At 66.6% G+C, this 26,201-nt stretch carries 25 protein-coding genes and 1 tRNA gene; 12 read left to right on the top strand and 14 right to left on the bottom strand.

Annotation, left to right across the window (positions count from 1 at the left end):
* Positions 1-200: 200 nt before the first annotated feature.
* Positions 201-836, bottom strand: a complete 636-nt coding sequence (gene upp, locus AC5RTY_RS12090; protein ID WP_494024648.1) for a uracil phosphoribosyltransferase — start codon at positions 834-836, stop codon at positions 201-203.
* 61 nt (positions 837-897) lie between these two features.
* Here upp and AC5RTY_RS12085 point away from each other — a divergent pair, with 61 nt between their 5' ends.
* Positions 898-1,377, top strand: coding sequence for a nucleoside deaminase (locus AC5RTY_RS12085; protein WP_494013022.1), 480 nt, complete (start codon positions 898-900; stop codon positions 1,375-1,377).
* 60 nt (positions 1,378-1,437) lie between these two features.
* Positions 1,438-1,525, top strand: a tRNA-Ser gene (locus AC5RTY_RS12080).
* 138 nt (positions 1,526-1,663) lie between these two features.
* On the opposite strand, the gene AC5RTY_RS12075 is transcribed toward AC5RTY_RS12080, so the two are convergent.
* From AC5RTY_RS12075 to AC5RTY_RS12015, 13 genes are all read right to left on the bottom strand, one after another.
* Positions 1,664-1,861, bottom strand: a complete 198-nt coding sequence (locus AC5RTY_RS12075) for a hypothetical protein (protein WP_494002281.1) — start codon at positions 1,859-1,861, stop codon at positions 1,664-1,666.
* Between the two features lie 174 nt (positions 1,862-2,035).
* Positions 2,036-3,343, bottom strand: coding sequence for a Glu/Leu/Phe/Val family dehydrogenase (locus AC5RTY_RS12070; RefSeq protein ID WP_494013057.1), 1,308 nt, complete (start codon positions 3,341-3,343; stop codon positions 2,036-2,038).
* A gap of 269 nt (positions 3,344-3,612) precedes the next feature.
* Entirely contained in the window at positions 3,613-3,792 is a 180-nt protein-coding gene (locus AC5RTY_RS12065) for a zinc-ribbon domain-containing protein (protein WP_494013750.1), read from the bottom strand.
* Positions 3,793-4,120: 328 nt separating this feature from the next.
* A complete protein-coding gene (locus AC5RTY_RS12060) occupies positions 4,121-4,324 on the bottom strand; it encodes a cold-shock protein (RefSeq protein WP_494002279.1) in 204 nt (67 codons plus the stop codon).
* Positions 4,325-4,583: 259 nt separating this feature from the next.
* A complete protein-coding gene (locus AC5RTY_RS12055; protein ID WP_494013058.1) occupies positions 4,584-5,339 on the bottom strand; it encodes an SDR family NAD(P)-dependent oxidoreductase in 756 nt (251 codons plus the stop codon).
* Positions 5,340-5,348: 9 nt separating this feature from the next.
* Entirely contained in the window at positions 5,349-5,747 is a 399-nt protein-coding gene (locus AC5RTY_RS12050; RefSeq protein WP_494013059.1) for a GlcG/HbpS family heme-binding protein, read from the bottom strand.
* 73 nt (positions 5,748-5,820) lie between these two features.
* A complete protein-coding gene (locus AC5RTY_RS12045; RefSeq protein WP_494013060.1) occupies positions 5,821-7,230 on the bottom strand; it encodes an MFS transporter in 1,410 nt (469 codons plus the stop codon).
* 153 nt (positions 7,231-7,383) lie between these two features.
* The gene (locus AC5RTY_RS12040) at positions 7,384-8,196 is read right to left on the bottom strand and encodes a cyclase family protein (protein WP_494139598.1); all 813 of its coding nucleotides are present in this window, start codon (positions 8,194-8,196) and stop codon (positions 7,384-7,386) included.
* A gap of 83 nt (positions 8,197-8,279) precedes the next feature.
* Entirely contained in the window at positions 8,280-8,480 is a 201-nt protein-coding gene (locus AC5RTY_RS12035) for a tautomerase family protein (protein WP_494013062.1), read from the bottom strand.
* A 12-nt stretch (positions 8,481-8,492) separates the two neighbouring features.
* On the bottom strand, positions 8,493-10,211 hold the full coding sequence (locus AC5RTY_RS12030) for a GMC family oxidoreductase (protein WP_494024649.1): 1,719 nt from the start codon (positions 10,209-10,211) through the stop codon (positions 8,493-8,495).
* Positions 10,204-10,812 (bottom strand): gluconate 2-dehydrogenase subunit 3 family protein, encoded by a 609-nt coding sequence (locus AC5RTY_RS12025; RefSeq protein ID WP_494013065.1) that lies wholly within the window; start codon positions 10,810-10,812, stop codon positions 10,204-10,206. The genes AC5RTY_RS12030 and AC5RTY_RS12025 overlap by 8 nt, the downstream gene beginning before the upstream one ends.
* Before the next feature lie 298 nt (positions 10,813-11,110).
* Positions 11,111-11,464, bottom strand: coding sequence for an ArsR/SmtB family transcription factor (locus AC5RTY_RS12020; protein WP_494013066.1), 354 nt, complete (start codon positions 11,462-11,464; stop codon positions 11,111-11,113).
* A 126-nt stretch (positions 11,465-11,590) separates the two neighbouring features.
* Positions 11,591-11,779, bottom strand: coding sequence for a hypothetical protein (locus tag AC5RTY_RS12015; RefSeq protein ID WP_494013067.1), 189 nt, complete (start codon positions 11,777-11,779; stop codon positions 11,591-11,593).
* Between the two features lie 300 nt (positions 11,780-12,079).
* Between AC5RTY_RS12015 and AC5RTY_RS12010 the strand changes: the two genes are divergently transcribed.
* The 10 genes from AC5RTY_RS12010 to AC5RTY_RS11965 all read left to right on the top strand — a co-directional run bounded on the left by AC5RTY_RS12010 (position 12,080) and on the right by AC5RTY_RS11965 (position 26,088).
* Positions 12,080-12,289 (top strand): hypothetical protein, encoded by a 210-nt coding sequence (locus tag AC5RTY_RS12010; RefSeq protein WP_494139597.1) that lies wholly within the window; start codon positions 12,080-12,082, stop codon positions 12,287-12,289.
* 463 nt (positions 12,290-12,752) lie between these two features.
* On the top strand, positions 12,753-15,038 hold the full coding sequence (locus AC5RTY_RS12005; protein WP_494139596.1) for a transglycosylase domain-containing protein: 2,286 nt from the start codon (positions 12,753-12,755) through the stop codon (positions 15,036-15,038).
* A 9-nt stretch (positions 15,039-15,047) separates the two neighbouring features.
* Positions 15,048-16,673 (top strand): hypothetical protein, encoded by a 1,626-nt coding sequence (locus tag AC5RTY_RS12000; RefSeq protein ID WP_494139595.1) that lies wholly within the window; start codon positions 15,048-15,050, stop codon positions 16,671-16,673.
* 80 nt (positions 16,674-16,753) lie between these two features.
* Positions 16,754-17,614 carry a thioesterase family protein gene (locus tag AC5RTY_RS11995; protein WP_494139594.1) on the top strand — a complete coding sequence of 287 codons (861 nt, stop codon included), beginning with the start codon at positions 16,754-16,756 and terminating at the stop codon, positions 17,612-17,614.
* Entirely contained in the window at positions 17,611-18,078 is a 468-nt protein-coding gene (gene rlmH / locus AC5RTY_RS11990) for a 23S rRNA (pseudouridine(1915)-N(3))-methyltransferase RlmH (protein ID WP_494002273.1), read from the top strand. The genes AC5RTY_RS11995 and rlmH overlap by 4 nt, the downstream gene beginning before the upstream one ends.
* Complete coding sequence (locus tag AC5RTY_RS11985) at positions 18,075-18,701, top strand: hypothetical protein (protein ID WP_494139593.1); 627 nt, start codon at positions 18,075-18,077, stop codon at positions 18,699-18,701. Before rlmH ends, AC5RTY_RS11985 begins: the two co-directional genes overlap by 4 nt.
* Before the next feature lie 101 nt (positions 18,702-18,802).
* On the top strand, positions 18,803-19,519 hold the full coding sequence (locus AC5RTY_RS11980; RefSeq protein WP_494139592.1) for a YcnI family copper-binding membrane protein: 717 nt from the start codon (positions 18,803-18,805) through the stop codon (positions 19,517-19,519).
* A 102-nt stretch (positions 19,520-19,621) separates the two neighbouring features.
* A complete protein-coding gene (locus tag AC5RTY_RS11975) occupies positions 19,622-20,260 on the top strand; it encodes a DUF4232 domain-containing protein (protein ID WP_494139591.1) in 639 nt (212 codons plus the stop codon).
* Positions 20,261-20,336: 76 nt separating this feature from the next.
* A complete protein-coding gene (locus tag AC5RTY_RS11970; protein WP_494139590.1) occupies positions 20,337-25,307 on the top strand; it encodes an Lhr family helicase in 4,971 nt (1,656 codons plus the stop codon).
* Positions 25,300-26,088 carry an Fpg/Nei family DNA glycosylase gene (locus tag AC5RTY_RS11965; protein ID WP_494139589.1) on the top strand — a complete coding sequence of 263 codons (789 nt, stop codon included), beginning with the start codon at positions 25,300-25,302 and terminating at the stop codon, positions 26,086-26,088. Before AC5RTY_RS11970 ends, AC5RTY_RS11965 begins: the two co-directional genes overlap by 8 nt.
* Positions 26,089-26,201: the final 113 nt, after the last annotated feature.

The raw sequence follows: 26,201 nt of genomic DNA, 5'->3' as shown, positions 1-26,201 counted from the left end.
GGACACGCACTGGAACGTGCGGGCCCCCGATCTTCGGTCCAGCAGTTCCCGTGAGTGGTGCCCCTCGTTGGCTGGGTCAGCCGGCAGTTCCGTGAGTGGTGCCCCTCGTTGGCTGGGTCAGCCGGCAGTTCCGTGAGTGGTGCCCCTCGTTGGCTGGGTCAGCCGGCAGTTCCGTGAGTGGTGCCACCTCGCCGGCTGGTTCAGCCGGCAACGCCGTACAGCCGGTCCCCTGCGTCACCCAGGCCGGGCACGATGTAGGCTTTCTCGTCCAGCCGCTCGTCGATGGACGCCACCACAATCGAGACGTTCTTGTCTTCGAGCTCATCGCGCAGGGCCTGCAGACCCTCCGGCGCCGCCAGCAGGCAGATGCAGGTGACGTCGGCGGCGCCTCGGGCGAAGAGGAACTTGATGGATTCGCGCAGCGTGCCGCCGGTGGCCAGCATGGGGTCGAGCACGAACACCTGACGGCCTGTGAGATCGGCCGGCAACCGCTCGGCATAAGTAATGATGTCCAGCGTTTCCTCGTTGCGCGCCATGCCCAGGAAGCCGACCTCGGCGGTCGGCACCAGCTTGGTCATGCCCTCGAGCATGCCGAGGCCCGCGCGCAGGATGGGCACCACCAGCGGCGTGGGTTTGGTGAAGGCGGTCCCGGTCGTCCGCGTCACCGGGGTCTCGATTTCCACCGGCTCGGTATGGACGTCGCGGGTGGCCTCGTAGGCCAGCAGGGTCACCAGTTCTTCGGTGAGTTGGCGGAATACGGGCGACGGAGTGGTCTTGTCGCGGAGAACGGTGAGTTTGTGGGCAACAAGGGGATGATCCACTTCGAGTACGCGCATCCCACAAAACTACCGGCAGCCGGATAGCAGGGCCAAACATCGAGCCTGCCAGAATGGAGGCATGGGCCCGATTGATCCGCAGCACCACCAGTGGATGGGCCTTGCCCTGGACCAGGCCCGCCTGGCCCTGGAGACCTCCGACGTGCCGATCGGTGCCCTGGTGATGGGGCCCGACGGCGCGGTTCTGGGTTCCGGACGCAACGAACGGGAGGCGCTGCACGACCCGACCGGCCATGCCGAAATGGTGGCCATTCGGGAGGCGGCCAGAAAGCTCGGCTCCTGGCGCCTGGAAGGCTGCACGCTGGTGGTCACGCTGGAGCCCTGCGCCATGTGCGCCGGCGCCATCGTGCTCGCCCGCATCCCGAAAGTTGTCTTCGGGGCGTGGGATGAGAAGGCCGGGGCGGCGGGCAGTGTTTTCGACATCCTGCGCGAACGCCGGCTGAACCACTGGGTGGAGGTCTACCCGGAGGTCCGCAGGGAGGAGTCGGCCGCCATGCTTCGCGAGTTCTTCGCGCAGCACCGCGGCGAACTCCCCCTCTGACTCAGGTGCCGACCGCGCCGTTTTGGGGCTCAAGCCAACAGCGGGTAAAGTTGACGCGTTGGTGACGTGTCCGAGCGGCCGAAGGTGCAACACTCGAAATGTTGTTTGGTGAAAGCCAACGTGGGTTCAAATCCCACCGTCACCGCCACTAGCAAGGCCCCGCTCCCCTCCTAAAGAAGGGAAGTGGGGCCTTTTGCTTTCGCCGCAGATCGGGACAGTTTGCCAAGCTTGAGTCGCGCGTTTGACGACCACCCGTAACGGCCAGAGCTTCTTCTGTTTCCGCGCCTTACGGGCTTGGAACGAGCTCTACCGAATAACCTTCAGCTTTTTCGTACAGCTGCCTCAGGTGTCCACCGTGCCATTCCAGCCACAACGCGTCCGCTGCCCGCGTCACCTCTTCGACCCGGCCCTTCCGGACGGCTTTCCCGTCCTTGCGGATCTGAACGTGCTGGCCTGTTAGGTCTTTCCAATTGTCTACCGTCATGGGAGACCTTTCCTCAATCTTGTGCAGTATTTTGACCGCTGCGTGGTGGTAAGAGAGGTAAAACGAGGGTGCCGCCACCGGTTGGGGGATGTCGCCATCGTTCCGCAACATCCCCCAACCGGCCCGGTCCCTGATGCGGGGCATGCGAAACCCCGCCGACGCGCGCAGTCAGGATCAGGGGTAGAGCCCGCGGGTCAGGTGCGCCTGTGCCACACGCTCGACGGCCGTCACGGTAGCGGCTTCGCGCAGGTTCAGGCCGCGCTTGGACGCAATGGACAGGACGTTCTCCCACGCCGCCAACATCCGGTGTTCCAGTTTTTCTTCAACTTCGGCAGCAGTCCACCAGTAGGCCTGATTGCCCTGCACCCACTCGAAGTAGGAGACGATGACGCCGCCCGCATTGGCGAGAATGTCCGGAACAACGAGCACGCCCTTGTCCTGCAGCATGACGTCCGCCGCCGCCGTGGTGGGGCCGTTGGCGCCTTCCACGATGACCTTGGCGCGCACCTTGTTGGCGTTGCCGCCGTGCAGCACGCCTTCTACTGCTGCGGGGACCAGCAGGTCCACCTCAAGCTCCAACAGCTCATCCGAAGGCATGGCACCTGCGCCGGCAAAGCCGACGACGCTGCCAGTCTCCTTGACATGGTCTTGCAGGGCACGGATGTTCAAGCCGTCAGCATTATGGATGGCCCCATACTGGTCGCCCACAGCCACAACGCTGACTCCGGCGTCGGCAAGGAACTCTGCGGCTCCGGCTCCCACCTTGCCGAAGCCTTGAACAGCCGCGGTGCTCTGCCGTGGATCAAGCCCGGCGTGGGCAAGCGCTGCCAGCGCGACGTGCACGACGCCCCTGGATGTGGCGCTCGAACGGCCGAGGGAACCGCCAACGCTGACAGGCTTGCCCGTCACCACGCCTGGAACCGTGTATCCGACGTTGACCGAATAGGTGTCCATCATCCATGCCATGGTCTGTTCGTCAGTGCCGATGTCGGGCGCCGGCACGTCCTTCTCAGGGCCGATGATCGGCAGGATTTCGCTGGTGTAGCGGCGCGTAACGCGCTCCAATTCCTGCTGCGAGTAATTCCGCGGATCAATAGTGATCCCGCCCTTGGCGCCGCCGTAAGGGACGTCCAGCAGAGCGCACTTCCACGTCATCCACATTGCCAGTGCACGCACTTCGTCCAAGGAGACGTGCGGGCTGTAACGCAGTCCGCCCTTGGCGGGTCCGCGGGAAAAATTATGTTGCACGCGGTAACCGGTGAGAACCTCAACGCTGCCGTTGTCCCGGCGCAAGGGGATGCTCACGGAAAGCTCCCGGCGCGGCTGGGCCAGCAACTGGTGCAGCCCTTCGCTGTATCCCAGCGTACGGATTGCTGAAGCAAGCTGCCTGTGGGCGTTCTCCAGCGGTCCCGCGTCCTGGGTGGGAGCCGACGTGCCGTGCTCGGATTGTGCGGTTGACAGAGATAAGACAGGTGTCGTCATCGACAGAGGTTCCTTCTTGGCTTAGGTCTTTCGGAGGGTGTGCATGTGACGCTACAAGGGCGCGAAAGGGACGTCAGTGTGCGAGTGCACAAAACGGCGTGACGCAACTAGCAGCTTCAACAGCGGCCGCGGCCTGAGACCCGGCCAGCGGGGACGAGACGCCCGCTCCGCTTCGCCGCGCGCCTGCCGGTATGAACGGCGCGGCCAAGACAACGAGGCCCTATGCCGCCTCGGAAAAATGTCCTTCCAGGTGAAACGCAGTCTCTCAGCTAGCTAAAGAGTGCGTTCTTCTGTCGGGATTTCGTTGTGGAGCTCCGCCCGCAGTTCGTGCAGGTGATGACTAAGCCCCTGGATGTTGTGAAGACCGGAATAAAGAAGACTGTGAGTTTGGTGGCGCGTTCCTGCAGGCGATGGTGCACGAACCGGCCGCAATACTGGCACGTAGCCATCCGTCCGGGCAGATCGCGAAGGGCGGTCTTGAGACCGAAGAGAAGAAACACTGTGCGTGCCTTTCAGAGGTTGTTTCCAGTCAGTCCCGGATGGGATGCGGGCATCGCAGACATGGATCTCCGTTCTCTTGGCAGAGGACGCCCTTGTCAAGATAGTAAGCATACTTGGCGATTACCTACCAGCGCGGAGCGAAAGGAATTCGAGGGCTCTCACGTCTGCCAAGATGACGCAGCGTAAGTAATGAGTCCCCTAGCCTGTGCGGTTCACGGCGGCTGCAACACAAACGCCCCGCACTTTCGGAGAGCGGGGCGTTGGTTTGAGCGTGTGTTAAAGCGGGCGAATGTTCTCGGCCTGCAGTCCCTTTTGTCCCTGAACGACGTCGAACTCAACTTTCTGGTTTTCCTCCAGCGAGCGGTAGCCGCTGGCGGCGATGGCCGAGAAGTGTGCGAACACGTCCGGCCCGCCGTCGTCCTGGCTGATGAAGCCGAACCCCTTTTCGGCATTGAACCATTTGACGGTGCCTGTTGCCATGCTGATCTTCCTTCTGGAACGGCAGCGCCGACTCCCCCAACGGGAACCTGCCCGCGACCGTCCACCTTCAACCTAGGTGAGCACCGGCCGTGCAGCAAGAGCCGACGCCCGGACCGCAAAAGAAGCAGTGGGAGATTCCCCTACTTTGAGGTGAGCTCCTGCCCCGGCCACACCGCTACCGCCTTTCACACTCCGCTGGCAGGGCGAGCGACGACGAGGTCATCGACCCGATCCATGAGCAAACCCGTAAAGCGCCCCGTCAGTACACGCCTCCGTCCACTACCAGTGCTTGTCCGGTCATATAGGTGGAGCCGTCCGAGGCGAGGTACACCACGATGGGCGCGATTTCCTCCGGCGTTCCCTGACGGCCCATGGGTACGATCTGTTTGACGACGCGTTCCTGCTCCTCCGCACCGCCCATGAACTCGATTGCCGGCCGGTTGAACGGAGTGTCGATCCATCCGGGGCAAACGCTGTTAACTCTGATGCGGTAAGGCGCGAGCTCGGGGGCCAGTGCCTTGGTGAACGCCACTATGGCGCCTTTGGACGCGGAGTAGGCAGTCAAGCCGGCACCTCCCTTTACTGCAGCCAGCGATGCCATGTTGATGATCGACCCGCCTCCCTGTTCGCGAAGGACAGGTACGGCATGCTTGACACCGAAGAAGCAGGAGCGGGGGTTGACCGCCATGAGCAGGTCCCACTGATCCTGCTCGAAACCGGTGATGGCCCCCGAGCGCTGGGCCCCTGCGTTGTTGAACAAGACGTCGAGACCACCCAGCGTCTCTGTGCCTTGCTTCACGAGCGCCTCTACGTCGCTTTCCTTGGTTACGTCGGTGCGGACGAACTCTGCTGCGCCGCCCTGACTGCGGATTTCCTCGACCACACGCCAGCCGTTGTCCTCGTTGATGTCGGCCACAACGACGGCCGCACCTTCTTGAGCAAACGCCCTGGCGGTGACCGCCCCGATACCCGTTGCCGCCCCCGTGATGATCGCCTTTTTCCCCTGGAGCTGCATGCATTCCTCCTACGAGGTGAGAGCCGCGAGCGCGGCGGCCGCAATCTCGTCATCCTGGTCGACGGTTCCCCCGGCTACTCCGACGCCACCGACGATCTCCCCCGCGATCTCCAAGGGCCGTCCTCCGGCGAAGGTAACGAGGGGGCGATGGTGTGTGTACTCGAGCCCATAGAGGGGTTGGCCTGGCTGGGTCAAGGGTCCGATGTCCTTCGTTGCCATCTTCATCGAACACGCTGTGTAGGCCTTGCCCACCGAAATCTCGGTGCTAGCCAGAAGCGCCCCGTCCTGCCGCGCGAACGCAACCAGTTCACGCCCGGAGTCGACGATGGCCACACTGGAGGGGGACCCGATCTCCGTGGCCTTGTCGAGCGCCGCTTCCAGCGCCTGCCGTGCTTGCTCGTAACTCATTCCCATCGGTTTCTCCTTATCATCGATTGAGATCACTGCCATGGGCCGCGGCCGGGGACGCAAGGGTGACGACTTACTCCTGGGGCAGCCCCGGACGCACGTGGGTGCGCTCGCGGGAGACCAGGGCCCTATCGCGGTCCTTAAACCGCCCCACCGTCTCGCGTGTGAACAGCGCAATGATGATTGCCGAGATGACCGCCACGGCCACCAGGAAGTAGAGGCCGTAGAAGTATCCGGTTTCACTTTCGAACCCGCCTCCGAGTCCAATCAGCCATCCAAGGACGAGGGGGGAAACGCCTCCAATGTAAAGGAAGAACAGGAGAATCGAGTTCGCCGTCCCCATGGCACCAGGCTCTGCCGAGTCAGAGCCGAACGCGTAAAGGACAGGGAAGATGGCGTTCGTCGCAAGACCTGCGATGAGCTGCACCACGATCAGAACGGTCAAGCTCACCGCCGAAAACCGCAGGAGATAGAGGCCGATCGCCAGCCACACAAAGGCGATGATCAGGCTCAGCTTTCGCCCGATGTAATCGGAAACGACACCCCAGAAGATCTGCCCGATACCGCCGGTGATCGTGAACACGGCGCTGTAGGCGGCGGCTTCCGCGAAACTGAAACCGCCCACGAAGGCGATGTACTGTGGCAGCCAGAAGCTGATCCCCGTGTAGATCATGATCCCGAACATTGATGCCAGCGCGGGAACCAAGATGTTCGGATTCGCAAGGCTGCGGCGCAGCGCACCGGGTTCGGCGTGCCGCTGCTCGGCGCCGGCCCCACCGGCGAGAGGCTTGGTTAGCCCCGCGGCCTGGGTGTCGTCTTCGAACTTTTCGTAGCGCTTCGGAGAGCTATACCACCACCAGCCGATCCAGATAGGAATCATCGCCAGCGGAATGATCAGGAATACATACCGCCAGTTCTCCGGCCCGAAGGTGGCCAGAATCGCCCCGGTGGCGATGGCGCCCAAGCCTGTGCCCCAAGGGTATGCCGCGTGCTGTATCCCGAGCGCCAGACCCCGTTTTTCCACGGGATACCACTCGACCATCGACGTGACCTCGACCGCTTCGCCTGCGCCGCCGAAGGCGTTCTTGATGGACTGGATGACGACGACGTTCCAGATCGTCTTCGTGAGTGCGACTATGCCCGTGAGAATGGAGAACAGGAAGTATCCGGCCGCGACGATCGCGTTGCGGTATTTGCGGGCCCAGCCATGTCCGCCCCGATCGAACCAGGCGCCGGCGGGAATTGCCACCAATGCCACAGCTACCGTCACGATCGTACTGACGACACCGGCTTCCTCCGGCGTCAGATCGAACTCTTCAACCATCGGGGGCAGGACGTAGTAGAAGATTTGGCGCGTATTTGCGTTCATCGCATAGACGAGCCACAGGAAAATGAGCGCTCCAACGGCGGTTGCCGGAACGCGGCCTCGATTCTTGGGACCTTCCTGTGCCGGCCCGGTAGCCGGCACGTCCTTGTGTGCCATTTCGCCTTCTCCTTTCCTCAGGCGGTCACCGTAGTGGTCTTGACGCGTCTGCAATAGCCTGGCCCTGGGTCCCGGGGAGCCGCCGAAGGCACCGGGCGCGCAGGCAAGGGTCGGCTCGGCAGATAGCCCGCAAGGCGGCATCCAGCCGGCTGTTCATGCCGGCACCACAGCCAACGGGCGAACAGGTGATCCTGTCACGCCGACCATCTTGAGCGGCAGGCATATGAACATGAATTCTTGACTGCCGGAGGCAGCGAGCTCCTCGAGCTGCAGATTCTCGATGATGTAAATCCCGTTGCGGACGATGAGCACCACGTGCCCCGGCAGGCTCCCGCGCCGGGGGTCCGGTTGCACGGCGTCCCATGCAACGTTGTCAGCTCCTACAGCCTGCACCCGACGATCCGCAAGCCATTCCGAGGCTTCGGCGGAAAGGCCGGCGCCTTGAAGATATTCATCCGGTTCGTTCCAAAGAGACCCGCTGCCTGTGCGGACGAGGACGACGTCGCCCGCGGTCACCCGAACACGCTGCTCTGAGGCGGCAGCCTCCAGCTCATCCGCTCCAACGACCGTGCCTGCTGGAAGCCGCTCCACGTCGCGATGCCGCGGGATGTCGACCAGCACGCCGCGGGCGATGATGGGAGCTATTGTCTCCACGCCAAGTTCCGTGAAACCGGAAGAAGTCTGCGTCTTGGCGTCAGCCGGCAGGCCGCCGAACATCCGCAGGTCCACCGCCTGGTGGCAGAGCGCATCAATGTGCGTGCCGGCGTGCTCTGCGGTGACGATCAATCCGGAGGCACTGGTCCTGGCTTCACCTAGCCCGGATTCATGCCGCCGGTGGAGTGTGTAAATGAACCCGGGACGGTGCGCCGCAAAGATCGGGGCACCGGCGTACCGGGGCTGTTCAAGGTCGTAGACAGTGGCCTGGTTGAGCGTCGCCAGCAGCGAGGCCACCGAGGAAACAGTCATCTCATCGCCCGCCCTGTGCCAGGTTTCGAGCTACGGAACCGCGTCGAAAGATCGTTCACCGGACAGGACATGGGAACCACCCATCACGTCTTCTCCGATAACTCGTCAGCAAGAAGCCGGCCGCCCTGACCCCAGCTCCCCGGATCGATCTCATCCAAGAGGACCACTACTCTTTCCCTCTTTGAGCCCAGGACATCTACCACGACGTCGGTAATGGACTCGATGAGCCTGCGCTTGTCCTCTGCGGACCGGCCCGCCCGCATGTGGACCTGTACGACCGGCATCTTTCCAACCTTTCAGCGATGAGGAACCTCGGCGCGCGCTTTCGCCCCGGTCTCCGCCCGAAGATGATCAGCCGCCATGTAAGCCAGCGCATAGATCGTCAACGTGGGGTTATAGGCGCCGTAGGTGGGAAACTGTCCTCCGCCGAGAACTAAGAGGTTGGGCACGGAGTGGCATTGGCCGTAGCGATCCACGACCGAGGTGCCCGGATCGTCGCCCATTCGGTGGGTACCTACCTCGTGGGTGGACACGTGGTAAGGCGGCGCGGTCGGCGCCTCCCACCACTCAAGCATTCCCATCTCACGTGCGATTTCACGCTTCTTGCCTTGCATAAACTGCACGTCCTGTTCGTCGCGCGACGTCCAGTCATGGGTGATCCGTAGCGCCGGCTGACCGAACGCGTCCTTAACCTTCGGATCCAGATCGCAGCAGAAGTCTTCACGTGGGAAGGTCGCGGTCTGGTGGTACATGCTGAAAGTACGCCGGTAGTTGTCCCGCATCCAGTCCTTGAACCCCTGCCCGAATTTCGGTGCCGAATCCGGCATATTCCGGGTGGCTTCCACCGGCTGAACATCCCCGCCAAAGCCAATAATCGGGCTGCCCCAGACCGCGCCGTCACCGGATACGAGCTCCGAGGTGTAGTCATCGATCACGCTGGTCGCAACCGCGGGACCGGCAAACGGGTTAGTCCAGTCCGGAAGAGTGCCGGTGAACCAGCCGTAGTTATGTGTCATGAAGTACTTGCCGACGACGCCGTTCCCGTCGATGCCCGAAGCCAACAGCAGCCGGGTGTTCTCCAAGGCGTATGCCGAGAGCACTACGTAGTCGGCGTCGAGTTCTCGTTCCTGTTCCCGCACGAGATCGATGTATCGCACACCGGAGGCCCTCCCGGTCGCATCCCGCTTCACCTCGAAAACACGCGAGTACGGGCGGATCTCGAGGTTGCCCGTTTCGAGAGCCTGCGGAAGGAGGGCGACCGCACTGCTCGACTTGGCGCCAACGTGGCAGGGGTAGTCCCGACAGAATCCGCAGTACACGCAAGCGCTTCTTCCCTGGTACTCCACGGAGTTCACCGCTGCCGGAGCAGGGAAGGGGTGAAGGCCAAGCCGCTTCGCTGCCTCCGAGAATGGTTTGTCACCCGCCGTCATCCGCAGCGGCGGCATGGGATAGTCACGCTTCCGCGGCGGTTCAAACGGGTTCCCACCCTCCTGAATCTCCCCGTCGAGGTTACCTGCCTTGCCCGCGACTCCGATCTCGTACTCGGCCCGCTCGTAATACGGTTCGAGTTCGTCGTACCCCATCGGCCAGTCAACAATGGCGGTGTCCGCCACTGCTTCCGCGCCTAAACGCTCGCTCAGCGTAGTCCGCAGGCGCAGCTCCGCATCGCGGAACCGCCAAGCCCACGCGGCCCAGTGGATCGTTCCCCCGCCCACCCCGATGGAGGGAGGCACAAACAAAGGACCGAGAGCGAGTGGTCCGACCGACCACGGCAAAACGCTTGCGGTTCCCTCCCTGTTGGGCCGCCACGTCACGGGGTCGCTGCCCATGTTGGGGGAAATTTCCTGCCGGACGAAGTACCGCAACTCGTCGTGCTTGACCTCGACATCTTCATCCACATAGCGCGGACCCTTGTCGAGGGCAACAACCCTCATGCCGGCCTGAGCCATCTCTTTCGCCATTACCCCGCCGGCTGCACCAAGGCCGACAATCACGATGTCCACATGCTCAGCCATGGTCCGGCTCTCCTTTACGCTGCTCTCGCTCATGCCGCAGGTCCTGAAGGGTTACGACGGGCAGGGCCGCGGCGTCGAATCCGTAGTCCATCTCGTCTTCGCCGTATCCCCAATGGGCGCCCGGAAATCCAACTAATCGCCAACCGACGGCGTTCCTGTTGCCCCCGTAGACGGGGTCTCCAAATGTCCCCTCGACCACGTGCTGCCTCACTACGGCGAAAAAATACGGCAGCAATCCGAGGTCGGGCCTCTCCGCCCCGTCGGATTCCGCACGTTCGGCGCCCACCGCACTGTCCAGCCCACTTCCTGCAAGCTGTTCCAGGACGGAGTTCTGCTCTCCCTCGTCAAGCTCGACGAACGTACGCCCCTGTCGCTGGACGCAACTCTCGTCAAGGGCTGCGAGGCCGGCACGGTACAACCGCTGCAGTTTCCCGTAAGGCCCCGCAAGAGCGCGGTCGATATAGATAACCGCTCCCGCTTCCTGGGCCCCTGGATCTTCCTCTGATCCCGGTATTATCAGTCCTGCCAGCGCATCGAGGGTCTCCGCCTCATGCCTGTTGAGGAAGGTAACCGCGCCCCGAGATCCATCCTTCGCGTCCATAGAACGCCTCCTTCGGCGTCGCCCGCGTCAAATCGCGAGATGCGCCGACGCTCTGGTTGCCTCAGCGCCACCAGGGAAGACCCGGACGAAGGTTTGCGCCGTTGCAAAAATATCCCCGCAACTGCGCACCTATCGGTATGTTCAGAATTTTCCACCCCGTAATTACCCAGTGTCAACGGGAGTGCCTTGCCCAATAAAAGATGCCCGTGGCGGCTTGAAGGACTGCGTAACGGCGCCTCCGTCGGGTGGTGCTGCCGGTTCGGCACGCTGGATGTCGGAGCCCGGCCGATACCTGCCCTCAGTCCTTCTCGGGCTGCCCGGGCGTGGCGTGGCCAGCGTGACTGATGGCTTCCTGAATCAACCGATTCAGGTGGTTGTCGCTTATCGAATAAATGACTTTGCGCCCTTCCTTGCGGGCACTGACCAGGCCGCTGAGGCGCAGCTTCGCCAAGTGCTGACTCACGATGGTGCGGGCAGAACCGGTCGCCTCGACCAGCTCCGCGACACCCGCCGGTCCGGCGGTCAGGACCAACAGCAGGTGCAATCGCGTGGGTTCTCCAAGCAGCCGCAGCGTCTCAGCGGCACCCTCAAGCTGGTGCCGGTTTAGTGCGATCGGGTGCCCGTGACTCGATGCCCGGACGGAGTCGATCATGGTGCTTGTTTCCTCAACACGTACCGGAGGGGCCAGGCCCGCGGGTTGTCGGCGCGAGCGGTCGCCGGAGCACTGTCCTGCCGTTACCTCGGCTGCCCGCCGGTCCCGCAGCGTGCCGCAGGTTCTCTAGGAGGAGTCGCCGGCTCCTTCGTCCTTGACGGGGTTGCGGGATTCGTCGTCCCGGTCGGCGTCCTCGGCGACGGCGTTGGCAATGAGGTCCATGCGGTCGGCCGGGGTAAGCCGGTCATCCTGCTGATACTCTTCGATGTTTTCGCTGACGGCGTCTTCGCCGCCGGGCTGAACGTTTTCCGTCATTACTGCTCCTGATCCGGAGATACTTTGTTTAGCTGATTTACCAGGTGTTCGTCAGGGGGCCCCGGAGCACGCCCGCAACGAAGGCGTCGATGTCCAGCGCTCTTTTCATACGCCCTCATCCAACCCGTAGCACGGCTCCTTATCACTGTCGCCGATCCGGCACACGTCCACAACCCCTCGGGCGCGGCCCAACCAACCCGAACCTCGCCGGGGCTTTGGTCTCGCTGAACATCCTGCCGCTGCGCCACGTGGGGCGTAGCCTTAATCCATGCACCTTCTCTGGCTTTCGGAGGTAAGAGAATGGCCACCCCTGCCAAGGCTTTAAGGCCCACCGCCATCGGCCGGGTCGTCTCAGTGACCACGGCCAACGGGGATGAGCATGTCGGCGTCCTGACTGCATTCCACCGAAGGCAGCACAGCGAGGATTTCCTGGTCTATCTGCAGGGAGTTCCGCAACCGGTCCCGGTACCCGCCGAAGGGTCGGCCGTCGTTCACCAGCGCGTGCTCTAGCAGCGTGCTTCCATGCCGCAGATGGCGCTTGGGCGGGTGCCATCTTTAGTGCCAGGCAGCGGTCCTGTCAATGCTTTCAAGTGCAATCCGGCCTTTCACATCCATCACAAAAATGGCGCCCATGTCACATTTCGACAGCTATCGAAAAGCGCCGGAAAAAGAGGTTGAGTCGTGGAATTTTAGCCGTACGCTAAGACCACCTCACAGGTCGCGGCGGCTGACGAAAGCCGCCATCTTGAGGTAATTCGTCTGCAGGTTTTCCATGTGGTGGCGTCGGGGGACGTCCAGGGCCTGCTGAGGGGGACGGGGGCTACGGGTGAACCACGAGGATCGTGATCCGGCGGGCAGCGCAACCAGCGGCGCCCCGATAACGGCTGCCGGTCAGACACCGGCTCCGGCGGGCCCAAGCGCCGCCCACCTGCGGAGAAAAACGCGGCGGTGGTGGCCCCGGCGACGGGAAACCGTGGGGCTGGATGAGCTGTTGCGGCCTGCGGCCCGGCCGGAGCACCGGCAGGGCCCCCTGATCCGCGTGGCCGGATGGGCCGGTGCGGTCGCCGTCGTCGCGCTCAGCACCGGATCCCTGGTAGCGCCGGGAGCCATCGCCTTCTCTGCTGCCACGGATTCCGTGCTGGACCTGTGGGAAGGCCTGCCCGCCGAGCTTCCGCTGGACACCGCCTTGCCGCAACATACGGTCCTGCTCGACAAGGACGGCAAGGAATTCGCCCGCTTTTACAGCGAAAACCGGATTGACGTGGACCTGGATCAGGTCTCGCCCGCGTTTTTGGACACGCTGCTGTCCACCGAGGACTCCCGGTTTTACGAACATCACGGCGTGGACCCCCTGGGCGTCACCCGCGCGATGGTGAGCAACTCGGTGGGCGGCGAGCGCCAGGGCGGCTCCACCATCACCCAGCAGTTGGTACAGAACATCCTCGTCAACAATGCCCGGGATGAAACCGAGAAGTCGGTGGCGGTGGGCGAAACCTACAACGCCAAGATCCGGGAGGCCAAGTACGCCGTCCAGCTGGAAAAGCGCCTGGATAAGGACCGGATCCTGAACATGTATGTCAACGCCGTCTACTTCGGCAACCGCGCCTACGGCATCCAGGCGGCGGCGCGCATCTATTTCAATACGACGGCGGCCAAGCTCACCCTGCCCCAGTCGGCCCTGCTCGTCGGACTGCTCAAGGGACCGGTCTACTACGATCCGATGAAATACCCGGATCGAGCGCTCAGCCGCCGCAACACCGTGCTCAATGTGCTCGAGCGGCATGGCGCGATCTCGGCGGACGAAGCCGCGGCGGCCCGCGGCAGCGGGCTCGGCCTTGACCCGGGGTCTGTGCCCTCGGGCTGCGGCGGCTCCGAGTACCCGTTCTACTGCGATCTGGTCAGGGATGAAATTCTTACCGATCCTGCCTTCGGCAAGACCCAGGAAGAACGCGGGGACCGGCTCTCGCGCGGCGGCATGACGCTGACCACGGCCTTGGACCGCAAGGCCATCGACGCGGCCGAAAAGGCCGTGCGCAAAGCGATGGGCAACAAGAACCGCGCGGCGCTGGGCACCGCCGTCGTCGAACCCGGCACCGGGCATGTCACGGCGGTGGCACAGAACCGGTCCTGGGGCGAAGGCAAGGGCAAGACCGAGGTGGTCTTCGCCGACAGCGCCTTCCAGGTGGGGTCGGCGATGAAGCCGATCGTGCTCGCCACGGCGCTGTCCCAGGGGATTTCACCGCGCCAAAAGCTGCTGGCCAACGGCCCCTATTACTCCTCGCTGGATAATCCGCCCGGTGGTTTCCACAACTACGGCTACGAGAATTACGGCTCTATCGACGCCTACCAGGCCGTGCGCGCTTCTGTGAATATCTACTTCGTGCGGTTGATCGAGCGCACGGGCGTGAAGGAAGTCGCCGAGTTCGCGGAAACCCTGGGCATCACCTCGATCCCCGTCGATAAGCTGCACGGCCGGGAGGCATCGCTGGCGCTCGGCTCCTACGAGATTTCCCCGCTTGAGATGGCCAACGCCTACTCCACCTTCGTCAGCGGCGGGGTGCTGTGCCGGCCGGTCACCATCACCGCAGCCATCCGCAGCGATACCGGGGAGAAGCTCCCGGTTCCCGCCTCAAACTGCCACCAGGCCATCGACCCTTCGGTGGCGGCCACGGTAGCGGACGCGCTGACCGAACCGTTCCACCCGGCGGGCACGCTGGGCGCCCTGGGCATGCCGAAGGGCCGCCAGGCCGGAGCCAAGACGGGTACCACGAACGACTTCGCCGCGAATTGGATCGTGGGCGTCACCCCGCAGTATGCGACGGCGGTGTGGCTCGGCGACCCCCGCGGCGGGGCCCAGCACCCGTTGAAGACGGTGCATGCCTACGGCAAAACCTTCTACGACCTCACCGGCTCCGAACTGGCCGGCCCCGTATGGAAGGACACCATGGAAGGCCTGCACAAGGGCCTGCCCGCCGAGCCGATGCCCGAGGCCGACCCGCTGACCACCAGCGTTAAAACGTCCCGGTCCATGCCCGACGTCCGCGGACTGGGCGTAAACGAGGCCATCACGGTGCTGCTGCGCAACAACCTGGTGCCCGTGGTCGGGCAGGAAACGGCCAAACCGGACCCGCGGGTGGATCAAAACGTGGTGACCGCGCAGTCGGCACCGCCGGGCAGCAGGCTGACCTTCCGCCAGGAAGTGACCATCACGCTCAGCGCCGGCAGCAACACTGCCATCACGGTCCCCGACGGGTTGTAAGGAGTCCCGGTGTCCATCTTCGAGAAACATCCGGCCCTTGCCCTGGCCACCGGTGCGCTGTGCCTGGCGTCCCTCACCGCGTCGGGGCTGGTGGCCCTGCAGGCATCGGGGCTGCCAATGTTCTTCGCGCAGGAACAGGCCGCGGCGGTGGCCGAGCCTGCCACACCGGTGGCAATCAGCGCGGTGCTCACGGACAGCCCGGCTTCCATTTCCTTGACCGGGCTGCTGGCCGAACCGCCCGGAAAGTGGAAGCCGGAGGGTCCGGTGGAGCGCGGAGCGGCGCTGCCGGTGCCCTACGCGTGCGATATCGGCGCGGCGCCCTCGGTGGCTTTGTCCCGTTCCTTCAGGGTGCGCGGCGAGAGGGTGCAGGTGCTCGCCGCCGCCTACACCGCCGGCCTCGGCGCCGAAGCCATGGACGAGCTGGCGGACAACGCGGCCAACTGCGCCGGGGCGGCGATTGCTGTCCGGAGCGAGGAACTGGACGGCCCCGGCGTCCAAGCCCACCGGATCTACGCGGCCAAGAACGGCCACGGCACCATGCAGGTGCTCACCTTCCGGCGCGGGGACGTGCTGGCCTTCGTGACGGGAAAGACAGCCGCACCGCTGCAGAAACTGGCCAGGCAACTGGACAAGAAGCTCGCGGCCGCGCTCGCCGACGTCTGCACAGACCAGGAATCCAAAGCCGGCGACGCTGCCCGCTCCCCTTGGTCGACCGCCGGCTACAAGCCGTTCACGATCACCCGAACGGTATCCATCCCCGCCGTTCCGCTGCCGAAGGCCCCGGCTGACGCCGACTACGAGACCGTGTCCTTCCCGGCACCGGACCTGAAGGTCAAGCCGGCCAATCCGGCGGCCCTACCGGCCTACCCGGTCTGGCCGCCGATGCCGGACGCCCGGGAGTTCCCCCGGCCGCCCAAGAGCCCCGCGAAGGAGCCCGCGAGGTCGGCGAAGGTCCATCTGCTGACGGAGGACGCCGCCGGGCCGGGCTGCGGCTGGGAGTTCACCGGCATGTCACCGGTGCCTTTCGACGCCAGGGACGCAGCCGCCGCCAACCGGGAACGTGTCCAGGCCGCAGAGTCGAGACTCGCCGCCGGCGCCAGGAAATGGCAACAGGCCGTGCTGAACTACTGGGCCGCCTACGACCACTACCGGACGGACGTGCAGGAGTACAAGGACTACGCCGCCGCGGTGGCCAAGGTGAACAAGGAGTGGGACAAGATTGCGGCACAGTGGAATGACTACTGGGCCGAATACGCCGTCTACCAGCAGGCCCTGGCGGAGCGATCGGCATTCTTCACCCAGCGGGATAATGCACGGGCCGGCTACCGGAACGCCCTGGCGCAGTGCGAAGCGGACAACCGGAACGCGGAGCAGGAGTACAAAAACGCGCGGCAGGAGTACAAGAAGGCGCTGGAAGATTACCGGAAAGCGGTGGAAGCAGCCGAAGAAAACCAGGGCGACGAAGACGAGGAGGAAGAGCAGCCGGAGCCGCCCAGTCCGCCCCGGGAGCCCTCACGGCCCGAGCCGGCGGATTGTGACGCGATAGGCCCGCCGGCCATCTTGGATTGGGCGCCGCCGGCCAAGCCGGTTGCCCCGACGCCCCCGCCCGATCCCCGCCCTGTCGGAGAACGGTGACCCCGGCAGCGGCCGTTTGCCGGCGTGGGGCCCGTGGTGCGGGAGGCGGGGCTGCCGCGCGCTTTGGCTAGAGTGGGGGCATGGTTGATTCCACCGCCACCGCGGCCACCGCCGGCATTGCCGCCACCGAGCACCTCGGCGCCGATGGAGGTACAGTTCCGGATGCTTACTACGTGCGCCTGGACGGTGGACAATTCCAATCCACGCTGCATTCCCAAGGAGCCTGGAACGACCACGAACAGCACATGGCACCGGCTTCCGGCCTGATCGTGCACGAGCTGCTGCGCAACCATCCCCGCCCCGAGATGGTGATGAGCCGGATCAATTTCGAGATCCTGGGCATCATCCACGGCGGCGAGTTCGAGGTCCAGACCCGGGTCCTGCGGCCGGGCAAGACGATTGAGCTCTTGGAGGCCACTTTCACCGCGCAAGGCCGCACGGCCATCCGCGCCCAGGCCTGGCGCCTGCTCACCGGTGATACCGCTGCCGTCGCCGGCACCTTCAGCGGGCCCCTTCCCGGACCCGCCGGCTGCCCCCCGGCGCCCATGACCAGCGTCTGGGACGGCGGCTTCATCCGGTCCACGGAGTTCCGCACCGCGGCGGACCTCGGTCCCGGCAACCGGACCGTCTGGGCGCGCACCTTGCACCCGTTGGTTCAGGGCGAGGACAGCCACCCGCTGGCGCGCTTCGTCAGCATCGTGGACACCGCCAACGGCATCGCGGTGCGGCAGGATCCGCGCGAGTACATGTTCCCCAACCTTGACCTGACCATCCACCTGTTCCGCCAGCCGCAGGGCGAGTGGACGGGCCTGGACACCCGCGTGAGCTTTGGCGACGACGGCGTCGGCCTGACGGACACCGAACTGTTCGACGAACAGGGTCCGGTGGGCCGCGCCGCCCAGATCCTGACCGTCCGGAAATTCCCCGGATCAGCCGGATGACCCTGCGCATCCTGACCATCGGCCGCAAACACGAGTCGTGGGTGGCGGAAGGAATCGACCGCTACGAGAAGCGGATGAAGAAGCCCTTCGACGTCAGCTGGCAGCCGATCCCCCATTCCTCCCGGGAGCATGACGCCGCGCGCAAGGAAGAATCCGAAACCCTGCTCGCCAAACTCAGCGGCAAGTACGCCAACGACTTCGTGGTGCTGCTGGACGAACGCGGCAAGAACATCGATTCGCCCACCCTCGCGCGCACCCTCCAGCAGCCGCTGGACAGCTCCCGCAACGTCACCTTGATCATCGGCGGGGCGTACGGGGTGGACGACTCGATCCACCAGCGGGCCGACTTCGTCTGGTCCCTTTCCAAATTGGTCTTCCCGCACCAGCTGGTCCGGCTGATCCTCATGGAGCAGCTCTACCGCGCCCAGGAGATCGCCGGCGGGCGTCCCTACCACCATGAATGATCTTGGGTAGCGCGCTGCGATTCGGGCGGTCCGCGGCAGTCGCCGCCGCTGTCTTCAGCGTAGCCGCCGGCGCGCACACTGCGGCCGGAGGAACCCTGCCACCCGCCGCCGTCGTCCTGGCGCTGGGCGCGCTGACATGGTTGCCGGTGATGATCCTGGCCGGGCGGAAACTCCAACTGGTGACGATCCTTGCGGTACTGGCCGTCGGACAGCTCGCACTGCACCAAGCCTTTGAACTTCTCGCAGCCGTCCGCTGCGCGCCGGACCCATACTCTGACGGACACGCCGTACACGTGGGCCATGCGGGCCACGCCGGATCCACTGCCGTGGCACTCGACTGTGCGGCCACATCCCACGCCGGGAGTTCGCCTGCCATGCTCGCCGCCCATGTGCTGGCCACAGCACTGACCGCGCTCATGTTGGCGCGCGGCGAGGCTGCGCTGTGGAGCCTGGCCGCTTGGCTGCGTCCGCTGGTCCGCCAGTCGACCGTGACGGCGCTGCCGCCCGCCGGCGTCACCCTTGCCGCCAAGCAGGATCCGTTGCCTCTCCTAACCCAGTACCTGGTCACACTCGTGCCGCTGCGGGGACCGCCGGTGCCGGCGAGCTTCCAAAACCGGACCTAACCCAAGTCCTAAACATCATCGATTCCCCGGCCCTGCGCCGCGACGGGCCGCTATGGCCTTGCTACGCGGACCGCGGCCCAGCGCCTCCCGAAAGGCATTCTGTGACTACCATTCACCGCACTACCCTTCGCTCTTTACTGGCCGTCGGAGCCACGGCTGGCCTGTTGGCTGTTGGCGCCGGAGCAGCCTCCGCCCACGTGGGCGTCACCCCCGAGGACAACGCCGCCGGCAGCAGCTCCGTGCTGACGTTCTCCTTCTCCCATGGATGTGAGGGTTCACCGACCACGAAGATTGCTATCTCGCTGCCCGAGCAGCTGGCCGACGCCACGCCCACCGTGCACCCCAACTGGGACGTTGAGAAGGTGACCGAAACCCTCGATGCCCCCATAACCTTGGACAGCGGGGCCACCATCACCGAGCGGGTCAGCCAGATTGTTTACACGGCCAAGGAACCGGTGGCCGACGGGCTGCGCGACGCGCTGCAGCTCCAAATGCTGCTGCCCGATGCCCCCGGCGAGAGCCTGGCCTTCCCCACGCTGCAGACCTGCGAGAAGGGCGAGATCGACTGGGCAGAGCTGCCCGCGGAGGGCCAAGATCCCCATGACCTGGACTCCCCGGCTCCGTCGTTCGTGATCGGCGAAGCATCCGCCAACAGCCACGGAGGGCACGACGACGACGGCGCGGCTCCGGATGCCGGGGCGGCCGGGGCAGCGGGCAACGGCGCGGCGACGGTGGCAGGCTGGACCGGGCTCGGGGCCGGCGTGCTGGGCCTGGCCGCCGGCGTGACCGCGCTGGTCCGCACACGCAAGAGGCCCTGACCCACAAGCTGCTCCCGGCGGGCGGCCCGCCTGAAGGCGGCCGTCCGCCGGCTGGAGTCCCAAGCCGGAGGGCGGCTGGCGAGGGTGTTTAATATGACCATGATGAATCGTTTCCAAGCGCGCCCGGCCGCCGCGGCCCTGTTCGTTGGATCCGCCCTGCTGCTGGCCGGATGCGGGCAACCGGCTCAGGAACCCGGCACCGCCGCTGCGTCGTCCGCCCCCGCGGCCAGCGCGCCGTCGTCGTCCCCCGCACCCGCCCCGGAGACGGGAAGCGCGGGGAGCGCCACCGCGTCCCCAGAGTCCGGCGGCGGCGCCGCGGACGGTTCCTGCCGCACCGACCAGTTGGAAGCGGCCATTCAAACCAAACCCGGCGGCGGGGCCGCCGGCAGCGTCTACCGCACGCTGGTACTGACGAACACCGGCACCGGGTCCTGCACGCTCCAGGGGTACCCCGGCGTCTCCTACGTCGACGCCGACGGCGCACAGGTGGGCGCGCCGGCCGAACGGGACCCGGCCGCAGCGGCGGCTGCCGTCACGCTGGAGCCGGGCGGAACCGCCGAGGCGCAGCTGCAGCAGACCAACGCGCAGAACTACGGCGAGGAATGCGGACTCACGGATGTGGCGGGGGTCAGGGTCTACCCGCCGAACCAAAAGGAATCGCTCGTCGCGAAGCAGGAGACGGTCGGCTGCTCGGACTCCTCCGTGGTGCTGATGACCGTGGGCACCTTCCAGGCCCCGTAGCCGCCCGCCCGCTCCCCGGACTGCACACCGGGAACTGCACAGCGTCGGTGCCGGCCGCTAGGCTCAAGACATCGGTATGACGACGTCTGTGCTCGAACGCTTCAGCCCGGCCACCCGCGAGTGGTTCGCCGGCGCCTTCGCCGCGCCCACCAACGCACAGGCCGGTGCGTGGAACGCCATTTCCGCCGGCTCCCATGCCCTGGTGGTGGCGCCCACGGGTTCCGGCAAGACCCTGGCGGCCTTCCTCTGGGCGCTGGACACGTTCATCTCCCGGGCACAGACGCAGGCCGAACCTCCCGCCGCTGTGCCGGAAGCGGCGCCCAAACGGGGACGCACCGCCCGCGAGGAGTCCGGCGGCACCCGGGTGCTGTACATCTCGCCGCTCAAGGCGCTGGGTGTGGACGTGGAGCGGAACCTGCGCGCGCCGCTGATCGGCATCACCCAGACCGCCAAACGGCTTGACCTGCCCGCCCCGTCCATCACCGTCGGCGTCCGTTCCGGCGACACCCCGCCCAATGAACGGCGCCGGTTGCTCACCCACCCGCCGGACATCCTGATCACCACGCCGGAATCGTTGTTCCTGATGCTGACCTCCAGGGCGCGGGAAACCCTGGCGTCGGTGGACACCGTGATCATCGACGAAGTGCACGCCGTGGCCGGGACCAAACGCGGCGCGCACCTGGCGGTCACCCTGGAACGGCTGGACGCCCTGCTGCAGCGGCCCGCCCAGCGGATCGGCCTCTCCGCGACCGTCGAGCCGCTGGATACCGTGGCCCGGTTCCTGGGCGGCAATTCCCCGGTGGAGATTGTCGCCCCTCCCGCCCGGAAGTCATGGGACCTGACGGTCACGGTGCCCGTGGAGGACATGACCGCGCTGGCCTCGCCCAGCCAGGAGGAACTGGGCGCCGGCGCGCAGCCCGCGTCCATCTGGCCGCACGTCGAAGAGAAGATCGTGGACTTGATCGCCGAAAACCGGTCCACCATCGTCTTCGCCAACTCGCGCCGGTTGGCGGAGAGGCTCACCGCCCGGTTCAACGAAATCTGGACCGAACGCGAGTCCCTCCCGCTGTCCGGCGAGGACGTCTGGGGCACCGCCGCCGCCCATGAAGACGCTGCCGAGAACGCTCCCGGTCCGGGGCCCGGCTCGGGTTCCGGTTCCGGTTCGGGTTCAGCTTCCGGTTCCGGTTCCCGCACGCAGACCAAGCCGCCGGCCCAGATCATGGCCCAGGCCGGTTCGGCCTCCGGCGCGGATGCCGTCCTCGCCCGAGCCCACCACGGCTCGGTCAGCAAGGAGGCGCGCGCGCAGATCGAGGACGACCTGAAGTCCGGACGTCTGCGCTGCGTGGTCGCGACGTCGAGCCTGGAGCTGGGCATCGACATGGGTGCCGTGGACCTGGTGGTGCAGGTGGAATCCCCGCAGTCGGTGGCCAGCGGCCTGCAGCGGGTAGGGCGTGCCGGGCACCAGGTCGGCGAGGTGTCCCAAGGCGTGCTGTTTCCCAAGCATCGCCATGACCTGGTCAATACCACGGTGACGGTCGAGCGGATGCTTGCCGGCCGCATCGAGCCCCTGTATATCCCCGCCAATCCCCTGGACATCCTCGCCCAGCAGACCGTGGCCGCCACCGCCCTCGGCGCCGTCGACGTGGAGGAATGGTTCGACGTCGTGCGCAGGTCCGCGCCCTTCGCCACGCTGCCGCGTTCCGCCTACGAGGCCACCCTGGACCTGCTGGCCGGGCGGTACCCCAGCGACGAATTCGCTGAACTGCGCCCGCGGATCGTTTGGGACCGGGTCGCCGGGACCATCACCGGCCGGCCCGGGGCGCAGCGGCTGGCCGTGACCTCCGGCGGAACCATCCCGGACCGCGGGCTGTTCGGCGTCTACCTGGTGGGTTCCGAGGACGCGAAGAACAGCGGCGGCCGCCGGGTGGGCGAGCTGGACGAAGAAATGGTCTACGAATCCCGCGTGGGCGACGTCTTCGCGCTGGGCGCCACCAGCTGGCGGATCGAAGACATCACCCACGACCGCGTCCTCGTCTCCCCCGCTTTCGGGCAGCCGGGCAAGCTGCCGTTCTGGAAAGGCGATTCACTGGGCAGGCCGGTGGAGCTCGGGCGGGCGCTGGGCCGCTTCGTCCGGGAAGTGTCCGGCACGGCCGAGGAGCCGGCACGCGAGCGGCTGGCCGCCGCCGGGCTGGACGATTGGGCTGCGGGGAACCTGCTGGCCTACCTGGCCGAGCAGCAGCAGGCCACCAACGATGTTCCCAGCGACCGCACCCTGGTGGTGGAGCGCTTCCACGACGAGCTCGGCGACTGGCGCGTGGTGCTGCACAGCCCGTTCGGCATGCCCGTTCACGCGCCCTGGGCGCTGGCGGTCGGCGCCCGGTTGCATCAGAGGTACGGGCTGGACGGTTCCGCCATGGCCGCCGACGACGGAATCGTGCTGCGCGTGCCCATGATGGAAGAAGAGCCGCCCGGCGCCGAATTGTTCCTCTTCGACCCCGAGGAACTGGACCAGATCGTCACCGCGGAGGTGGGCGGTTCCGCGCTCTTCGCCTCCCGCTTCCGCGAATGCGCCGCCCGCGCCCTGCTCCTGCCGCGCAAGAATCCGGGCAAGCGCAGCCCGCTCTGGCAGCAGCGCCAACGCTCCGCCCAGCTGCTGGATGTGGCGCGCAAGTACCCGACGTTCCCGATCATCCTCGAGACGGTGCGCGAATGCCTCCAGGACGTCTACGACCTGCCCGCGCTCAAGGAGATTGCCGCCGGGATCGAGCGCCGGGAGTTGCGCCTGGTGGAAACCACCACCCAGCAGCCGTCGCCGTTCGCCCGCTCGCTGCTCTTCGGCTACGTGGCCAGCTTCCTGTACGAAGGCGACTCCCCGCTGGCCGAGCGCCGGGCCGCGGCCCTGTCGCTGGACCCGGGCCTGCTCAACGACCTGCTCGGCCGGGCCGAACTGCGTGAGTTGCTGGACGAAGGGATCATCGCCCGGACCGAGCAGGAGCTGCAGCGGCTGACCGAGGACCGCAAGGTGCGGGGCGCGGAGGGCATCGCCGACTTGCTGCGGCTGCTGGGACCGCTGACGACGGCGGAGATCGCCGCCCGCGTCCGGCCCGCCGAACCGGCGAGCGGACCCGTGACGCCGGTGGACGGACCGGCGCATGGGTCGACGGATGCCTCGGTCGACGGCCCCGCTCCCGCCGGCGGCGCGCCCGTCGGGATTGCCGACGTTGAGCCCTTGGTCGCCGAGCTGGCGAGGGCCAACCGCGCCCTGAAAGTGGGCGTCGCCGGCGCCGAACGCTGGGCGGCGGTGGAAGACGCGGCCCGACTGCGCGATGCCCTCGGCGTGCCGCTGCCCGTGGGCGTGCCGCTGGCGTTCATCGAGCCGGTGGCCGACCCGCTCGGCGACCTGGTCAGCCGCTACGCCCGCACCCATGGCCCGTTCACCGCCGCCGAATGTGCCAGGCGGCTTGGCCTGGGCACCGCCGTCGTGCACACCGCGCTGCAGCGGTTGCTCAAGGACGGCCGCGTGGTCGAAGGCGAGTTCCGGCCCGGCGGCGCACCGCCCGCAGAGGAGGGCGGGGCCCACGGCACGGCCGACGTGGCTTCTCCGGCCCCGGCGGATCAGCGCCAGACCGAATGGTGCGACGTCGAGGTGCTGCGCAAGATCCGCCGCCGGTCGTTGGCCGCCCTGCGCAAGGAAGTCGAACCGGTGGATCCTGCCACCTACGGCCGGTTCCTGCCGACCTGGCAGAACGTCGGGGCGAAGCTGCGCGGCCTGGACGGCGTAGTCACGGTGGTGGACCAACTGTCCGGGGTACCCATCCCGGCGTCGGCGTGGGAACCCCTCATCCTGGCGTCCCGCGTGAGCGACTACGCCCCCGCCATGCTGGACGAGCTGACCGCCACGGGCGAAATCCTGATCGCCGGCGCCGGTTCGATGCCCGGCAACGACGGCTGGATCAGCCTGCATCTGGCCGACGCCGCGCACCTGACGCTGAATCCCCAACCCGATTTCGAACCCAGCGTGCTGCAATACGAACTGCTCAACGCGCTCTCCGGGACCGGGGGCTACGGCGGCGCCTACTTCTTCCGACAGCTCACCGACCTGCTCGCGGCCAGCGGCACCCAACCGGGGGACAACGCCGTCGCCAGCGCGCTGTGGGACCTGCTGTGGGCCGGGCGGATCACCAACGACACGTTCGCCCCGGTGCGTTCGCTGCTGGCCGGCGGGACCACCTCGCACCGGCAGCGCAACGCACCGCCGCGGGCACGCTCGGCGCGGCTGGGCCGGCTCGGACGCCTGCCCGGACTGCACGGAACCGGCCTGCAACCCGGCGGCGCCGGGGCGGGTACCGGCAGGGGTCCCGGCCAGCCGCGCACCGCGCCACCGACCGTCGCGGGGCGCTGGTCGCTGCTGCCGGCGCCGGAGACCGAGCCCACCGTGCGCGCACATGCCACCGCCGAACTGCTGTTGGACCGCTACGGCGTGGTCACCCGGGGCTCGGTGGCCGCCGAGTCGATCCCGGGCGGGTTCGGGCTGATGTACAAGGTGCTGGGCAAACTGGAGGAAACCGGCCGCTGCCGCCGCGGTTACTTCATCGAACACCTCGGGGCGGCCCAGTTCGCGGTCTCCCCCACCGTTGACCGGCTGCGCTCCTTCAGCCGCGATGCGCAGCTGGGTGAGCAGGCGCCGTCGGCCGTGGCCCTGGCTGCGACCGATCCGGCCAACCCCTATGGGGCCGCCCTGCCCTGGCCCCCGCAGGACTCCGGCCACCGGCCCGGCCGCAAGGCGGGCGCGCTGGTGGTCCTGGTGGACGGAGAGCTTGCCCTCTACGCAGAACGTGGCGGCAAGACGCTGCTGGCCTTCACCGAGGATGAGGAGGCGCTGGCGTTGTGTGCCCGGGCCTTGGTGCAGGTGATCCGTCGCGGTGCCGCGGACAAGATGGCCGTGGAAAAGGTCAATGGGGCCGGCATCCTGGACACGCCCCTGGCCCATGCGCTGATGGATGCCGGCTTCTATTCCACCCCACGGGGATTGAGGTTCCGTGCCTGAAGGGGACACCATCTGGCGTGCCGCCCGGCGCTTGCATGCGGCGCTGGCCGGGCAACAGCTCACCGGCAGCGACTTCCGCGTGCCGCGCTATGCCACGCTGGACCTGTCCGGGCAGACCGTGGACGAAGTCCGCTCCCGCGGCAAGCACCTGCTGATGCGGATCGGCCCGCTGACGGTGCACTCGCATCTGGGCATGGACGGCAGCTGGCAGATCTACCAACCCGGCGAGCGCTGGCGCAAACCCGCCTTCCAGGCCCGCCTCATCCTCTCCACCGGCGCGACGACGGCGGTTGGCTTCGCGCTGGCCGCGCTGGACGTGGTGCCGCGGACCGAGGAAGACACGCTGGTGGGGCATCTCGGTCCCGACCTGCTTGGGCCGGACTGGGACGAGGCGGAGGCGCTGCGGCGGCTGCGGCAGGAGCCGGACCGCCCGATCGGGCTGGCCCTGCTGGACCAGCGCAACCTCGCCGGGATCGGCAACGTCTACCGCTGCGAGGTCTGTTTCATTGCCCGGGTGCACCCGTCCACCCCGGTGGGCCAGGTGCCGGATCTCCCTGCCATGGTGTTGAAGTCCAAGCAACTGCTGGAGGTCAACAAGGATCGCGGCAGCCGCAGCACCACCGCGTCGCCCGCCCGCCGCGAATCGTTCTGGGTCTACGGGCGGGCCGGCCGGCCGTGCGGCCGCTGCGGCACCCCGATTGTCCACGACCAGCAAGGCAATACCGACGCCGACCAGCGCGACGTCTACTTCTGCCCGCACTGCCAACCGCTGGCTCCCTGACGCGCGGGGCGTTCGCCCGACACACCCCGCCGCCCCCGGTTCAGGGGGCCGCCCTCCGCCTGCCACAGGCCCCCCGTGGCCTGCTCCGACGGCGGCCGGGCAGCACAAACCGT

It is taken from the genome of Arthrobacter sp. Y3224055 (assembly GCF_059090825.1).
The sequence above is the reverse complement of the archived record's forward strand: the minus strand, read 5'-3'. Positions and strand labels throughout refer to the sequence as shown.